Origin of the sequence: uncultured Agrobacterium sp., from assembly GCA_913777615.1 — a bacterium.
Lineage (GTDB): Bacteria > Pseudomonadota > Alphaproteobacteria > Rhizobiales > Rhizobiaceae > Agrobacterium.
In genome coordinates, this window is record CAJYTK010000003.1 from 1 (window position 1) to 14,827 (window position 14,827).

At 54.2% G+C, this 14,827-nt stretch carries 13 protein-coding genes and 2 pseudogenes; 2 read left to right on the top strand and 13 right to left on the bottom strand.

What is annotated here, in order from left to right; translation table 11 throughout:
- Window positions 1–279: 279 nt before the first annotated feature.
- From QZ862_RS01655 to QZ862_RS01680, 6 genes are all read right to left on the bottom strand, one after another.
- Complete coding sequence (locus QZ862_RS01655; protein ID WP_296097125.1) at window positions 280–1,098, bottom strand: DUF4435 domain-containing protein; 819 nt, start codon at window positions 1,096–1,098, stop codon at window positions 280–282.
- On the bottom strand, window positions 1,095–2,366 hold the full coding sequence (locus QZ862_RS01660; RefSeq protein ID WP_296097127.1) for an AAA family ATPase: 1,272 nt from the start codon (window positions 2,364–2,366) through the stop codon (window positions 1,095–1,097). Before QZ862_RS01660 ends, QZ862_RS01655 begins: the two co-directional genes overlap by 4 nt.
- Before the next feature lie 138 nt (window positions 2,367–2,504).
- A complete protein-coding gene (locus QZ862_RS01665) occupies window positions 2,505–3,248 on the bottom strand; it encodes a SprT family zinc-dependent metalloprotease (protein ID WP_296097129.1) in 744 nt (247 codons plus the stop codon).
- 1 nt (window position 3,249) lies between these two features.
- Window positions 3,250–6,264, bottom strand: coding sequence for an HsdR family type I site-specific deoxyribonuclease (locus QZ862_RS01670; protein ID WP_296097131.1), 3,015 nt, complete (start codon window positions 6,262–6,264; stop codon window positions 3,250–3,252).
- 6 nt (window positions 6,265–6,270) lie between these two features.
- On the bottom strand, window positions 6,271–7,488 hold the full coding sequence (locus QZ862_RS01675; RefSeq protein ID WP_296097133.1) for a restriction endonuclease subunit S: 1,218 nt from the start codon (window positions 7,486–7,488) through the stop codon (window positions 6,271–6,273).
- Window positions 7,478–8,968 carry a type I restriction-modification system subunit M gene (locus tag QZ862_RS01680; RefSeq protein ID WP_296097134.1) on the bottom strand — a complete coding sequence of 497 codons (1,491 nt, stop codon included), beginning with the start codon at window positions 8,966–8,968 and terminating at the stop codon, window positions 7,478–7,480. Before QZ862_RS01680 ends, QZ862_RS01675 begins: the two co-directional genes overlap by 11 nt.
- A 129-nt stretch (window positions 8,969–9,097) precedes the next feature.
- Between QZ862_RS01680 and QZ862_RS01685 the strand changes: the two genes are divergently transcribed.
- Both QZ862_RS01685 and QZ862_RS01690 read left to right on the top strand, forming a co-directional pair.
- Complete coding sequence (locus QZ862_RS01685; RefSeq protein WP_112957093.1) at window positions 9,098–10,048, top strand: DUF5655 domain-containing protein; 951 nt, start codon at window positions 9,098–9,100, stop codon at window positions 10,046–10,048.
- Between the two features lie 125 nt (window positions 10,049–10,173).
- A complete protein-coding gene (locus tag QZ862_RS01690; RefSeq protein ID WP_112957061.1) occupies window positions 10,174–10,905 on the top strand; it encodes a methyl-accepting chemotaxis protein in 732 nt (243 codons plus the stop codon).
- A gap of 255 nt (window positions 10,906–11,160) precedes the next feature.
- On the opposite strand, the pseudogene QZ862_RS01695 reads toward QZ862_RS01690, so the two are convergent.
- The 7 genes and pseudogenes from QZ862_RS01695 to QZ862_RS01725 all read right to left on the bottom strand — a co-directional run.
- Window positions 11,161–11,277 (bottom strand): annotated as a pseudogene (locus QZ862_RS01695) (transposase domain-containing protein); the annotation flags it as partial.
- Between the two features lie 102 nt (window positions 11,278–11,379).
- On the bottom strand, window positions 11,380–11,526 hold the full coding sequence (locus QZ862_RS01700) for a hypothetical protein (RefSeq protein ID WP_296097139.1): 147 nt from the start codon (window positions 11,524–11,526) through the stop codon (window positions 11,380–11,382).
- A 224-nt stretch (window positions 11,527–11,750) separates the two neighbouring features.
- Window positions 11,751–12,540: pseudogene (locus QZ862_RS01705) on the bottom strand (transposase); the annotation flags it as partial.
- A gap of 72 nt (window positions 12,541–12,612) precedes the next feature.
- Entirely contained in the window at window positions 12,613–12,957 is a 345-nt protein-coding gene (gene tnpB / locus QZ862_RS01710; RefSeq protein ID WP_296097140.1) for an IS66 family insertion sequence element accessory protein TnpB, read from the bottom strand.
- Window positions 12,954–13,304: a transposase gene (locus tag QZ862_RS01715; protein ID WP_296097142.1), complete on the bottom strand. Its 351-nt coding sequence runs from the start codon at window positions 13,302–13,304 to the stop codon at window positions 12,954–12,956. The genes tnpB and QZ862_RS01715 overlap by 4 nt, the downstream gene beginning before the upstream one ends.
- A gap of 403 nt (window positions 13,305–13,707) precedes the next feature.
- Window positions 13,708–14,061 carry a hypothetical protein gene (locus QZ862_RS01720; RefSeq protein WP_296097144.1) on the bottom strand — a complete coding sequence of 118 codons (354 nt, stop codon included), beginning with the start codon at window positions 14,059–14,061 and terminating at the stop codon, window positions 13,708–13,710.
- Between the two features lie 4 nt (window positions 14,062–14,065).
- A complete protein-coding gene (locus QZ862_RS01725; RefSeq protein WP_296097145.1) occupies window positions 14,066–14,437 on the bottom strand; it encodes a hypothetical protein in 372 nt (123 codons plus the stop codon).
- Window positions 14,438–14,827: the final 390 nt, after the last annotated feature.

Consider the following 14,827-nt stretch of genomic DNA (forward strand, 5'->3'; position numbering starts at 1 on the left):
ATCAACCCGCGTGATGCGGTGCTGCGCAGCCGGAATGGCTCCGCACCGCAACCCGCCGCTACCGCCCCGAATACAGCAACCCAAAACCGCTGGAGCGAACTCAAAACTGGATAAAACTTGGGGGCAAGGTCACTTAAACCAAACAGCCTCCGGCAAACCCGGCGCGGTTCACGGACACACTCAAGCCTTGGATAGAGGTGGCAGAGTTTCCTGAGTTCGACGCGCGATATTTGCATCACTGACGGAGAATATTTGATCTCGGCCGGAAACAATTTTGTGTTAAACTGCCAAGAGCTTTGATCTCACGTGATTAAACGCATCGGAATTTGCTACCGACTCAAAATGACTGAGAAGATGATTTCTGATCAGTACCTCACTTGCGTTGGGTAGCTTCGGAAACAATCGACGAGCGATCGTCCTACACCATCCGATTAAAATAAAAAAAATCGAATGGCCGCAGTAGTACCTTGGAAAAACTTTACCAAAAGGCTCAAAATTGATCTTTTTCCGCCCGGCTGTCAGGTGCTTTAATCCTGATACGATCTGATTGATGTCAAAGCTTAATTTTGCTCCACTTTCTTCAAACAGTAGATGTTTAGGGTTACTTCTATTAATTAGATTATTTCCATTCGCCCCATAAGAAATGTCCATCCTTAGGAGCCACTCCCCTATTTTGGTTAGCGACCGGTAATACTGGCTAAATGCTCTCTTAATTAGTTTTGAATTGACGGGTTCACTCGAAAGAAACTTGACTACGCTGACAGCCGACGCAGCGGTGAAAAAATCGTTCTCGAAACTATACCCGTACGTGTATATAATGTTAGCATGTTCGACACCTTCACCGCTAACAACTTCATAATCGCTGTCTCGGCAAACGAGTACGTTCTTGATCGAACCATTCGCTATACCAGCAACAATATCGGTTAGGTTTTTAACACCGTCTCTTTTTTTAAGATCGATCCTTAGTTCGGGCCTAAAGACTTCAAACATCGTTTTCCAGTATTTTACATCAGATTTTCCTTCAATGTAGACTGTGTAGTCAACTTTCAAAAATCTTTTGTAATTTGATATTCCTGCATTGCTCCGACGAAAGCTCAAAGAATGTGCTCCTCGAGCTCGATAATGTCTGCTTCATTTTCGCCTACGATATCGGGGGAGTGCGTTGCAAAGATGATCTGAACTCTGCCGCTAAGTAGTCTAATGCTTTCGACTAGAGCAGACTGCCAAGCAACGTGCAGTGACAATTCCGGCTCATCAGCGATCAAAACGAACGGTCTTTGCTCGAAAAGCAAGACTTCGCCAAGCATTACGAATAGCTGTTTCTCGCCTGAAGAAAGTACGTCGGGTCCAAACGGCTTACCAGACTGCGTAACGATTTCGATTTCATTCCGATCAGTAATTCGAACGGTCTTTCTCGTAAATAGATCGTCAAGTATCGAGATGAACATGCTGCGGTGGAAATATATATCCTTTCTGGTCTTCTGAAGCTGCCTCCAGTCGTGGACCAAACGATGAATACGCTGATTATCAATTAGCGATACGAAATCCGTTTGACTAAGACTCTCACTGCTCTCCCTTTTAATTTTAGAAACAGCTGTTTTTACGTTTTCGAAGTGAGAAACGATGGAACGCCTGTATTTTGCGCGATCCATATTGAACTCTTTAAATATAGCTTCAAGTTCTGCTTGCTCAGCTACAAGGTCCACAATGTCGGTCGTAAGAGGCGCTCTTCTATCGGCTTGATGGATAAGTGAGAGAAAAATTTTCTCTTGAAACAAGTCCGTTTCCCGTTGAGCCTTTGCTTGAAGTGAAGAGAAATAGGTTGCGAAATCTTTCTTGACCTGCTCGAGTTTTGCTTCAACAGAGGCTGGCATCCTCTCATCGAACTCGAGTGCACGGGACGGCTGAAAGCGCCATAGCGGCAACCATGACAACTCTACTAAGCTTCGAAGTTGGTTCCTTAGGCTCGCATGGTTAAGGTCCTGAGAAGGTGCATTTCGCCGACGTCGAGCAAAAGCTATGTCTGCGAAATCTTCGAAGTCATACGTGTCTACTGCCCCCGATGTGCTCGTCTTTACAACGTATGTGATGTGCGAAAGATACTCATTCACAGAGGTCTTTTTGACCCGAATAATGGGCTTCTGGTTTTTCCCGAGGGTCTTGAGCGTAATTATAATCTCATCGAAGGCGATTTTGTTCAGAACATCGAAATCTAGTCTCAGGCACCCACTGAGTAGATTTATGAACGTCGTTTTACCTGAGCCATTCACTCCGATAATGAAGTTGTTTAGCGCTGAAAACCGCACATCTACGGACTTTTCGCCCCAGAATCCAGTTACCTGTACGCGCTCAATAATATTCGCCATTTTAGCTCTCTTTTACTCGCTCGTAGATTGCATAGAACAACGCCTACCGCAAGATTAGAGAGTCTTAAGCTAACAACTTTTCCTCAAATGGGCTTGGTCATATGACACACTCCCCAAGATCCCCAAAAAACAGTCTGATTATCTCACCGCCTTCACCTTCTCCCACCCCAACAAATGCTCGTTCTTGTCGAGCCAAGCCTTACGCCCCTCCCAGTCCGGCAGCACACGCCCAACAAAGTCCCAAAACTCCGATTGATGATTGCGGTGCTTCAGATGGCACATTTCGTGGACAACGGCGTATTCGAGCACCGGTTTAGGCGCGAAGATCAGGTGCCAGTTGAGATTGATCTGCCGGTCCTGGCCGCAGCTGCCCCACATGTGCTTCTGGTCTTTGATCCCCACCCCGCGCGGCTTCAATCCGTGGCGCTCGCCATGCTTGCGGACGAAGTCGCGGGCGTCGTCGCGCACACGGCGTTTGAGCCATAGCCGGAGAGCGCTTTCGATGATGGCATCGGATGACTCGGGGGACAGATCGGCGGGCTTGCGGATCTGGAAGCCGTTGCGGAAGCTGACCTCGACGAGGGAGCCGTCGAAGGGATCGATGGTGAGCCTCGTCATCCGCCCGCGATAGGGGATCTTGGCGCCGGTCACGAACTGGTAGACGCGTGTCTGGGCTTTGGCGCGCTCTTCCATATGCTGCATCGTCTGGATGATCCAGCCGCGCCGACGGTCCAGCACGGCACCTATCTGCTCATCACTGGCACCTTGAGGCACCAGCAGCTCGAAAGATTGTGGCGTCAGGCTGAGGCTCGCCTTTTTCGCCTTGGCCGATCGCCGAAGCGTGTATTCGATATCGCGATTGCCGATGCGATAGACGGGCATATCACTGCCTCGCGAAATGCTTGAGCGCGTAGGCCTCGATTTCCTGCGGAATTTCCTTGAGCTGGGTAAGTCCGGCATGATGCACCATGGAGCGAACCTTCTGGCGCAGGCTCTGGCGCAAACCATCTTTCTCCCACCAGTCGGCGGGTGCCGTTACCGGGTCGGTGTAAAGCTTCTCCAGCTGGATCGCCAGATCTGTTGCCTCGAGGTCAGACGTAAAATCGTTGAGGATCTGCACAATGCCGTAGGCGCCGGGAGAAAGGCCCGCCTCAACATGAGCCGCATCTTCAGCCGTGATGTCCATGGCCATTTCTTCCGCGGCCTTCAACTTTTCTGACCAGGAGAACTGCGCGCTTTCCAGCTTTTCCAAAAGCTGGCGCAGGCGGTCGGAAAATTTGCCATATTGATGCGGGCTGTCGTCGATGCGCTCGGTCACGGTCTTGCGCAGCTCGGTCGTCTTACGGATTGCCGCCGTCATCAGATCTTCCTCGGTCTTGTCGGCAGGATCGAAATCCTCCCAGAATTCCGGGTCGGTAATGTGGCGCAGCTTGACGGTGACGCTGAGACCCGTCGCCTCCAGATGCGTCTCCAGCATCTCGCGGATCTTCTCGCTGTAATTTATCTGGTCGAAGGCCTCGCGCTTTTCAAAATGCTGCGTGCCGTAGAGCAGGAAGTTCGCAATCCATTTCAGATCGGCGGTGAACTCAAGAACGCTCGGGTCCGGGCTCAGCGTCTCGTAGAGCGCAATGAAGCTGCGCGCCCTGGCCTTGAAGTCGAACCACTTATCCTCGGTGCCCAGCAGCATCACGAAGGCATCATATTCCGCCTTCAGCGCGTCCTTGTCGCTCGCCTTGCGCCTCAGCGGCTTCATCAGCGCGGCCGTGGCAGAATGTGCTGCGCGCAGTTGATTGCGCAAATCGTCCAGATTACGCATGGCGTTCTTCACGTCGTCGGCGCGATAGGAGGACAGTGCCTCCTCCAGATGGCCGGACACGCCGATGTAATCCACGATCAGCCCATTGCGCTTCTTTGCGTCGGATACGCGGTTGGTGCGGGCGATCGCCTGCAGCAGCCCGTGTTCCTTCAACGGCTTGTCCAGATACATGACGCTTTCAATCGGGCAGTCGAAGCCGGTCAGAAGCTTGTCGCAGACGATGAGGAATTGCGGATCTTCGCCCTTGCGGCCAAAGGCCTTCTTTGCCAGCTTTTCGGCCTCGGCATCCAGATAATTCGCCTTCAATGCGGTGCGGATGGCCTGTTTGTGGGCGTCCTCACTCGGCTTGCCGTCTTCCTGATTGACAGAATATACGCAGGCAGACATGGCGTCGGCCTGGCGAAGCGCCTCTTCGGACGCCACGCCCTGCGCCACCAAATCATCGGCAATGACCTTGGTCAGTGCCTGCTTGTAGAGGATCACCGCCTCGCGATCGATGGCGACGATCTGCGCCTTGAAGCCATCAGGCTGGGCATATTGCTTGAAATGCGTCCAGATGTCGTAGGCGATCAGCTTGATGCGGCGCGGATGCTTGACCAGATCCTCGATCTGCACGCCGCGCTTCTTGATCTCGTTGAGCTTGTCATCATCAAACTCGGCAAACCAAGTTTCGAAAAGTATGTCGATCTTCGCCTCATCGATATGCCAGTCGGTCTTGCGGCCGGTATAGTAGATCGGCACCGTTGCGCCATCGGCGACGGCGTCGTCGATGCCGTATTTGTCGAGATAGCCTTCGCCCGGCACGCCAAAATTCTCGTAGGTGTTCTTGTCGTCCTTCTTCACCGGCGTGCCGGTAAAGCCGAAGAAGCGGGCGTTCGGCAGGGTCGCGCGCAGGTAGGCGCCGAGATCCTTTTCCTGGGTCCGGTGCGCCTCGTCCACCATCACGATCCAGTTTTCCGAATTGGCAATCGCCTCTTTCGAGCCCTGGAATTTGAAGATGGTGGAAAGCGCCGTATGCCCGTCCTTGCCGCTGCGGATCAGCGCGTGCAGATCCCTGATGCTTTCGATCGCCGTCGGGTTCGGCAGGCCGCAGGCGACAAAGGTGCCGCTGATCTGGGAATGCAGATCCACCCGGTCGGTCAGCACCAGAATATTCGGATTGGTGAGCCGCTCGGACTGAATCGTCCGGTGCGTCTTCAGCTTCAGCGCGGCAAACACCATGGTCAGCGATTTGCCGCTGCCTTGGGTGTGCCAGATCAGCCCTTGGCGGTGCTTGCCCTCGATTACCCGCTCAACGATGCGATTGACGGCGCGGAACTGCTGGTAGCGGCAGATTTTCTTGACCGTGCCGGTCTCTGTCTTCTCGAAAACCACGTAATGCGCGATCAGGTCCAGCAGCCGGCTCGGCTCCAACAGGCAGCAGAGGCCCTTGGCGAGCGTGTCGGGAAAATCACCCTCCACCTTCGGCCACGGGTCACGCCATTCGGCGTAATACTTCGAGCCGGAGCCGGTGGCGCCATAGAGCACCAGCGCGCCATCGGTGACGATATTGAAGACATTGGAGAAGAACAGGCGCGGAATGTCCTGCTCATATTGCCTGATCTGCTCAAAGGCCTCGCCGGTCTTATCCTTCACATTCAGCGGGCTTTTCGCCTCGATCACGACAAGCGGGATGCCGTTCACATAAACAACGACATCCGGCTTGCGCGTATTCTCCGCCTTTACCCTGAGCTGATGTGTGACGGTGAACTGGTTACTGCCGGGGTCGAGAAAATCGATCACCCGCAGCGTCTGGCGCGTCTCTTGGCCGGTCACCTTGCGGGCATAATCGCCGCGCAGCACTTTCAGCCAGGCTTCATTGTCGCTGATCGCCGCAAGCTCGCCATAGGCCGCCTCGGCAGAAGCGCGGTCGATCCCATTGATGCGCATCAGCGCCTCGACCAGATGCGGGCGAAACAGAACCTGATTTTCGCCATCGCGTAAGGTGGCGTGCTCCACCGGCATCACAAAGCCATAGCCCATGGCCTTCATGTGCTCGATCGTTGGGCGCTCGGCAAAATGCCATTCGGGACCGTGGCTCATGGGCGCTTACTCCGCAGCCATGGGCAGGGCGTCGGAGACGCGCTTGCGACCGGTTAGGAGGTCAGACATCAGGGCGAATTTGCAACCCTCAAGGCGCGATAAGCTCTCCTCGTTGCTGTATAGCGCCACATCCAGCGACCTGAGGGTGGACGTCAAGTGCAACTGAACATCTCGGGGAGCCACAGGTATAGGTAGCTCACGAACATCTCCCACTCGCAGATGGCCGACTGTAGAACCGCCAGCCCGCCGGAACATCTCCTTTTTTACCGGCCCAGACTGGAGCGCATACAATAGGAAGTCGGAGCTAACCCGAGATGTGTCTGGGCGCAGGAACATCATCCGTTGCCCAAGACAAAACGCCATTGCAGGGGCCATGCAGACTTCGCCATATGGAGCCTCTCGGGTGAAAAGAATATCGCCTGCTCTAGGTATCCCCTTCGCCGTCCATTCTTGAAAGCTCTGCTTATCAGTGAACTGAAGTCCTTCATATCGAAAGCGACCGTTACGAACGTTTGGCGTTCGGACAACTGCGTAACCATCTTCGGTCACTGGAGGAGTGCGATTTTTGCAGTCGATGATGCTCTCGCATATGCTTGAAGCAGGTTCTACCGACCATCCTTCGAAGGTGTCATTTGCAGTTGACGGTCCGGCAGCCTGATCCTCAGGGAACGAGGTCGAAAGGATCTCGGAGCGGACCTTTCTGGTCTGCTCGATCACCGCCCGCGTTGCCGCAATGGCCTCATCGACGCTGGACAGGATTTCCGCTATGCCTCGCTGTTCGTGCAGTGGAGGGAGAGGAAACTCAAAGTCTGCCATGTCCTTCCAGGACGTCCGAGGCATCTTTGTGCCAGCAGCAGACTTGATGGCATAGTCGAAGGCTTCATCGGAACTTACCCGATAGAACGCGAACTCAGGCGTCATGCGCTCACTTGGACGGATAACCAGGATGTCTGTCGATGCGATCCCCGAGAAATCAACAAGTGCTGTTTTCTTCAAGTTCGGTCGAAGCTTTCCAAACAAGACATCGCCGGCGCGAAAGCGCGTCTTGATGCTTTGAAGGCCGTCCGACACGCCGATGTCCAGAAGCCTGCCAGTTCCTTGGCCCACCTGTTCAAGGCCGACATAAGGTTCAGCATGCTCACCCGGCTCCCACTTCTCCGCGACGTTCAAGGCCGCAGCGCCAAGCTTTACCGGTGTCCACCCGTCTGGCACCTCACGCGACATAACCAAGCTCCCGCAGAAAGCCCATCATCCGCGCTTCTGCCGCATCCCGCTCGGCCTGAAGCTCGACCAGCTTTTCCACTTCCGCCGAAACATCCACCTCTGCGGCCTCTTCGCCCAGATGCACATAGCGGCTGATATTGAGGTTGAAGTCATTCGCCTCGATCTCGCTGACTGGCACGATCCGCGCTAGCCGCTCGACATCGGCAAAGTCACCATAGGCCTTCGCCAGCGTGGCGACATTGGCTTCCGAGAGATGATTCTGCGACTTGCCTTCTAAAAACTGCTCTCCCCCGTTGACGATCAGAATCTTGCCCTTGTGCGCCGCCGGCTTCTGCTTGCGCAGAATGAGTATGCAGGCCGGAATGCCCGCGCCGTAAAACAGGTTGGGTGCCAGGCCGATGACGGCCTCGATCAAATCATCCTTGATCAGCCCCTCGCGGATCTTGCCCTCGGCTCCGCCGCGAAACAGCACGCCATGCGGCAGCACCACGCCGCAGATGCCGTCTTCCTTGAGGCTCGCCACCATATGCTGCACGAAGGCGAGGTCGCCATAGGATTTCGGCGGGCAGCCATAGCGGTCGCGGCCATAGGCATCACCCTTCGACCAGACATCATGGCCCCAGCTTTTCAGCGAAAAGGGCGGGTTGGCTAGCACCCGGTCGAAGGTGCGGATGGCCTTCACGCTATCGCCGGTCAGATGTTTCGGCTCCAGCAGCGTATCGCCGCGCGCCACCTGCGCATCGTCGATATCATGCAGGAACAGGTTCATCTGGCAGATGGCCCAGGTATTGAGGTTGCGCTCCTGACCGAACAGCGACAGGCTTTTGGGGTTCTTGCCCTGCCGCTCCAGGTGATGCACCGCCTCCAGGAGCATGCCGCCCGAGCCGCAGGTGGGATCATAGATCGACATGCCTTCTTGAGGCTTCAGGCATTCGACGATCAGCCGCACCACCATCTTCGGCGTGTAGAACTCGCCACCCTTCTTGCCGGCGTCATCGGCAAACTGGGCAATCAGATATTCATAGGCCTGGCCCAGCACATCCGGCTCGACATCGGAATTCCGCAGCCGATAGGTCTCGAAATGCTGCAGCAGCCTTTCCAGCATGGCATCCGGAAAGCGCTCCTTGTTGTTGAAATCGACATCCTGGAAAACGCCGCGCAGCTTCATGTTCGCGTCTTCAATGGCACGGAAGGCAGCGTTCAGATGCGTGCCGATATCGGTGGTGTGCTTGCGCACATCCTTCCAGAAATGGCCCTTGGGAATATCGAAGCGGTGCTCATCCGGATCAGCGGCCAGATCCGCATCGTGATAGCGCGCCAGCCGTTCCTCATACTCCTCCTCCCAGACATCCGAGAGGCGCTTGAAAAACAGAAGGCCGAAAATGTAGTGTTTGTAATCGCCGGAATCGATCGATCCCCGCAGGATATCCGCTGCCCGCCAGAGATGGTTTTCCAGCTGCGAAAGGCTCAAAGTCGTCACGTATGTATTCCCCGTCATGCGTCCGCGCAAACACTAGACAGATTGAGACACTCTGGCAATTTGTCTGGACAACGCTTGAAAGGCGAATAGAAGGCTCTTTGCAACTTTGGTCGTTTGTCGGAGCGAATATTGAGCGATATAAAGCTATTTTCTTTCAATGGCCCAAACGTAACTGAACTCGCCGGTGCTGCGGTCCAGGTCGAGAAGTCACTTCAAAAGCTATTTGAAGCGAATTTGGAAGCTTTGCTCGGGATCCGATTTCTTGCCAGTGAACATTCAACCGGTGCAGTGCATGGCGGCAGGATTGATACGCTGGGCGTAGACGAGGACAATTCGCCAGTCATTATCGAATACAAGCGTTCGGTGAATGAGAATGTTATCAATCAAGGGCTCTTTTATCTTGATTGGTTGCTCGATCATCGCAAGGAATTTCAATGGCTGGTGATGGAGCGTCTGGGGCCGGAAGTAGCTAAAGCTGTCGATTGGACTGCACCGCGTCTGCTTTGTATCGCCGGCGATTTCACGCGGTATGATGAGCATGCAGTCAAGCAGATTGCCCGAAACATCGAACTTATCCGTTACCGTAAGTTTGGCGAGAATTTGCTAATGATCGAACTCGTGCATGCGCCCAAGTCAGCCAGGACTTTCGGGCCGGTGGTCAGTAAGGCTACAACGACAGAGGCCTCCCCCAAGGTCGAGTCGGACGACAGCGATCCCTATTGGAGAAATCGAATGTCCTATCGACTCTCCCAGTCTTCGAGCGAATTGCGCGACATTTACGACGCCGTGCAACAATTTATCTTGGGGCTCGGTGACGACGTGCAGGTGAAAGAGTTACAACAATATACAGGATTTAAGCGGCTCAAAAATTTCGTGTGCCTGCAGATCTATCCGCAGGCACGCAGTGTGGTGGCATACCTTAAAGTGAATCCGTCCGCAGTTGAACTCGAGGAAGGCTTCTCTCGGGACGTGAGGAATATTGGTCATCACGGGACAGGAGATCTAGAGCTTTCGTTGAAGTCGATGTTGGATTTTGAGAAAGCACAAGCGCTGCTGCGGCGGGCGTATGAAGAAGGGTAGCCTGTCTTAAGACCAACGCTACGGAGAAATCTCTGTGGTCAACTTTATCACCTATGGAAATTGTATCAGACTTGCTGCAAGTCTATCTTTAGTTGATCGCGGTAAAATTGTAAGGCAGCTCGTAAATGGATTTCTTTATTAGGTTTCTCGATGTTGCTGCGTGGCCGATCGTCGCCATCATCGGGATAATGGTTTTAGGTCCTGGCGGTGTTCTACTGGCGTTTACAGACCGTTTGGGCCGGTCCATCAGCGATTTCACGCGAGCTATTCCAGAATTGAAGGAGACGGCGTCTGTTCTTCGCTCCGATACCGAAACCTTGGTTGCAAAAGCACAAGAGATAACCACGAGGTTCTCTGAAGAGTATAAGGGACTGGAGGACCGAATCGACCGTCTTTCTAAACGTATCTCTGACCAACTCACAGAAGTCCGGGAAGCGCTGGACGAGATGGATAAATCAAGGATTGTCGAGGTCCAGGAGGAGATAAATAGGGTTGTCGATAGCTCACTGCCTGATGAGGAAAGTGTCATAGTAGCTACTGAATCAGAGCCATCTGCCGATGAGATGATGGATATTCTAAAAGGCGAATGGGACACCCTTGTTGAGACACTTAGAGAACGGTTAGGTAATCCAGAATACTTCGATCGCCGTCAGATCGGTGCGATGGCTTGGCGGCTTTCCCACGGGAGACGAACGAACAAAATCAGCAAAGAAGATGCTGAACTAATCGCCGAGCTTCACTCGCAATTTAAGCGCTTCACGCGTCTATCATCTTCGAAAGACGAGTGGCTGACAGGAGATGTGTTCTCCTCGTTCCTTAGTGGCATCCGCAAGGCACAGGGTGCGTTGTCCGTCTAGGTCATATTGACACACACGCGGCGCAATTTATCGCTTAGCTAACCTGATCAGCATGGCGCCATGGCTGTGGCTATGAACGGCCCGCTTACCACAGCGCGCCGGAGAGGTGGCAGAGTGGTCGAATGCACCGCACTCGAAATGCGGCGTACCTGCAACGGCATCCTACGCCAGATACTTATTTATTGCGTTTTGGCGAAACAAACGCAGCGCGCCCTCAGAAGGCGGTAAGCGGCAAGCTGAGACCGTTCAGCCCGTCTAATTCCAGGGCATGAGTGCATCGATATCGCTGCTGGGCCATCCTTTGGCGATGCGCTCGAGGGTTTGGGTGAGCCAGGCCTCCGGATCGACGTCGTTTATCTCGGCTGTTTATACCGACTGGCGAACGATGCCGAATGCCTCTTCTGATAATAACGGTCTATCGGGCGTTCCCGGCAGGTTTGGCCGGGTGCCGGTGGATGACACCCGGCATATTTCTCATGGTGAGAGGGCGTTCAGGAATTCCAGAAGCCGGTCGCTTGGTCGAAATCGCTCGGCCTTGACGCGTTCGTACGGCTTCAGCTTTGCGAGTGCAGATTCCTTCAGTTCGAGATGTGCATGAAGATAGGTCAGCGTCGTTTCCATCGCCTCATGGCCCAGCCACAGGGCAATGATCGAGCGACGCCAGCTTGTAGCAACTCCATGGCGGCGGAGTGCCGCAAGACATGGGGTGACACCCGCTTCGACCGAAGCGAGGCGCATTGCTCACGTGCTCTGGCAACATACTTGTTCCAGCAGTGCCTGTACGCCGTCAGCGCTGAGCTTGCCACCGTGTATGTTGGGAAAGAGCGCCGTTGCGCTCCGCTTTCTGTCTCGTCAGCGAAGATACGCGCAGCCTTCTTGATCTCGGCGAGGATGTAGTCGGCCAGGATATCAAGTTCAAAGCCGAGCTTACCCATCCACTGAGCCATCAGCTTCCGGTCAAGCTCCACCTTGTCGCGGGCATAGATTGCCTCCTGCCGACAGAGCGGAAGGCTATCGGCATACTTCGAGACGGCGATCTGCGCGAGAAGCGCTTCCGTCGGAATGCCCGCCTCGATAATGTGCGGGGGTGCGGCGGCCTGAATGACGCCGTCTTCATTTTTGAAGGCATACTTCGGTCGGCGTGTAACGATGACGCGGAACTTCGCCGGCACGACGTCAAGTCGCTCCGAGACGTCTTCTCCGATCAGCACCTTCTGTTTGTCGACGTGTTCGGGCAGTTCATCCGGCTCGATCACCACTTCGACCCGCTCAAGATGAGGAGCAAAGCCCTTACGCGGTCTCGGCGGACGCTTTTCGGTATCGGCTGCACCCTTGTTCACCTTGGCCCGAATCGCCGCGATACCGGTCTCGATTTCCTCGAAGACAAAGGCCTGCTTCTCATCATCGATGCCAGGAGAGCCGAGCTTTTTCGATCGCCGGCCGAAACAGGCACGATCGAAGGCTTTCAGGACCTGGGTCAGTCGTTCCATGAGTTCATCAGCATCGGCGTTTCTGGCTTTTAGGTCTGCGACCTCGCTCAAGAGCATCGGTGCGCGCTGCCTTCTCGGCCATGGCAAGGACCATAGCTTTCAAAGTCACTATATCATCCAGGAGCTGCAGATCGGGCGGCGTCATGACGTCTACTAGAACATATTTGCTCCGATTTTCCTGCCCTTTCAGGGGGTTGATACACTTTGCCGCAGGCATTTACCCAACAATCTCCGGCGGCTTCACCGCCACCGAGCGCACCCGTTTCCAGTCCATGCCGTCAACGAGCGCCATGTGCCGGGCACGGTTGAGCTGGACTTGGTTGTGGCCTATCGGCGGCCAGCAAAACTGCGCCTTCTCCAGTCGCTTGGCGTAAAGGCAAACCCCGGATTTATCCCGCCAGGCGATCTTGATCCGGTCGGCCCGTTTGGCCCGGAAGACATAAAGCGAGCCGTTGAACGGATCACTGCCAGTATCCCGCACCAGCGACAGCAGGCTGTCCGGCCCTTTGCGGAAGTCGATGGGATGGCTGGCCAGGAAGACCTTTACACCTGCGGGGATCATGCTGAGCGAACCGCCCGGATCACGCGCTGCAGATGCGCTTCTTCGATATGCCGGCCGACCCGCACGACGATACCGTCAATGACGATTTCGACAACGGGGTTGGCGTCAGGTGCGACGCTCTGCGGATCAACTGCCGCTGGTGCCTCTCCAGGCTTATCACTGGCCAACAGCTCTCTACGCCAGCGGTAGAGTTGAGATGGCAAGATACCGATCTGCCGCGCCACGGCCGACATGTTCAAACCAGGCTGACAGATCTGCTCAACCGCTGTCTCATTAAATTCGTCAGACCAGAACCGTCGCAACTGTAGCGGGGACCCGTCCAGGCGATCGGGCACCGCCTCGATCATTCGCATCAACCCAAAGCAAGCCGCAGGTCCAGACATAGATCCTCACATCCAAAGAACTCGTATGCCCGAAATACCTTACTCAGCATCAGACCCGCCAGATGGAGTCTCCTTGCCGCTTCCTTTCGATTTGACGGTCGTCATGGTTCGCCTTCATCATGAGGCAGCGCCAGCTCCGGCTGGACCCGCTTTTAGAGGTAACGGGTATCGACGCGATTGCGGGGCGGCCGCTGATATTCGCGGTTGCACCTCAATCTCGCCGTGCCATCCAGTGAGTAAAGTCCGCTTCCTGAACACGCGTCTGTCCTTTTGTACAGCCAGACCTGAGCCAACCCAAGTTTTTAAGCTTCCGGCGTACTGGGCAAAGGCAACACGCAGCATCACCAAACTACTGTTTATAATAACGCTAAGTAAGTGGGGATTTAGCGTTTCCGAAGAAGTTATACACATCAGCTTTTTCGATGTCAGTCGGCTCTTGCGTTAAGGTATCTTCATAGGCTGTGATGTGATCCAAGACTTTCTGAGAGGTCTCCTCGTTGTATTCAAGGGCCGAACCTACCTCTGACTCAATACTTTCAACTGCGCTTAAAGTTGCCTCTTTGACACGCGCGCTCACCGGCTCGTCAAAAACCTCGGCAAAAATATCTTTGCCTTCTTCTTCCAGGTACGGCGAACCTTTAAAATATCGACTGAGGAAATACGCTATCTCCCGCTTTTCTTCGACAGAGAAATCTACCAGCGCTTCGTTGAGATCAATCATCGTGTCACCCGATCTTGATGACGTCAAATGCCGTCGTAGGCACGTCCGCCACGATGTATTCTTGCGACAAAGGGTTTGCCCTCGCCTTCACCGGAACCGCCTGAACATATGGCAAGACATCGGACTTTGGTAGTACACACAATATAGGTCTAAAATGTTCAGGAGTGGCCATTTTGCAAATAGCCAATATTTCGTCTCTTTGACCCATATCAATCTTACCGCGCTTCAGCATGACATCTGCACCCCGACGTATGCCAAGTCGTTTGACTTTAATGATGGTACCATGAAGGTCACCGCCATCAACCTCGCGCTTCAAATCTTGATAAATCTGCAATGGGGATGAGCTGGGCGGCACCGTGAAAACCGGCGTCGCCATGTCTGACCCGAAGTATGGTGTGCACCATGTATAGTGTAGACCCCCATAGAACCGCATATTTATGTTATACGCAAGGAACGTTATAGTAGAATATAGTACAGGTTTGTCGATAGTTGGCGCAGACATATCCGCGATGATCCCATATGAGCATATGCACGCAGTCGTAGAGCGCTGAATGCGAGACGTTATAAATAACATACAAGCCACAGCCCCCAACGGATGGCAAGCTCGCATTTATTGGGGATTGAGCTTAGATTGAAATCGCTCTGGTCACAAAGACCCTTGGGTGGGCGATCTTACTGGTTATACCAAGTAGCATAGGATGGTTGCACGGGACGCCGCGCCAAAAGCGCGAGAAGCATACCAGTGCGGCGGGAGCCCCGTTACGGA

Coding starts and splice junctions, on each gene's coding strand:
- QZ862_RS01675 (WP_296097133.1), bottom strand. CDS start 7,488: ATGTCGCGTGAGGTGCCAGACGGGTGGACACCGGTAAAGCTTGGCGCT.
- QZ862_RS01660 (WP_296097127.1), bottom strand. CDS start 2,366: ATGGCGAATATTATTGAGCGCGTACAGGTAACTGGATTCTGGGGCGAA.
- QZ862_RS01665 (WP_296097129.1), bottom strand. CDS start 3,248: ATGCCCGTCTATCGCATCGGCAATCGCGATATCGAATACACGCTTCGG.
- tnpB (WP_296097140.1), bottom strand. CDS start 12,957: ATGATCCCCGCAGGTGTAAAGGTCTTCCTGGCCAGCCATCCCATCGAC.
- QZ862_RS01700 (WP_296097139.1), bottom strand. CDS start 11,526: ATGGAAACGACGCTGACCTATCTTCATGCACATCTCGAACTGAAGGAA.
- QZ862_RS01720 (WP_296097144.1), bottom strand. CDS start 14,061: ATGATTGATCTCAACGAAGCGCTGGTAGATTTCTCTGTCGAAGAAAAG.
- QZ862_RS01670 (WP_296097131.1), bottom strand. CDS start 6,264: ATGAGCCACGGTCCCGAATGGCATTTTGCCGAGCGCCCAACGATCGAG.
- QZ862_RS01715 (WP_296097142.1), bottom strand. CDS start 13,304: ATGATCGAGGCGGTGCCCGATCGCCTGGACGGGTCCCCGCTACAGTTG.
- QZ862_RS01725 (WP_296097145.1), bottom strand. CDS start 14,437: ATGGCGACGCCGGTTTTCACGGTGCCGCCCAGCTCATCCCCATTGCAG.
- QZ862_RS01690 (WP_112957061.1), top strand. CDS start 10,174: ATGGATTTCTTTATTAGGTTTCTCGATGTTGCTGCGTGGCCGATCGTC.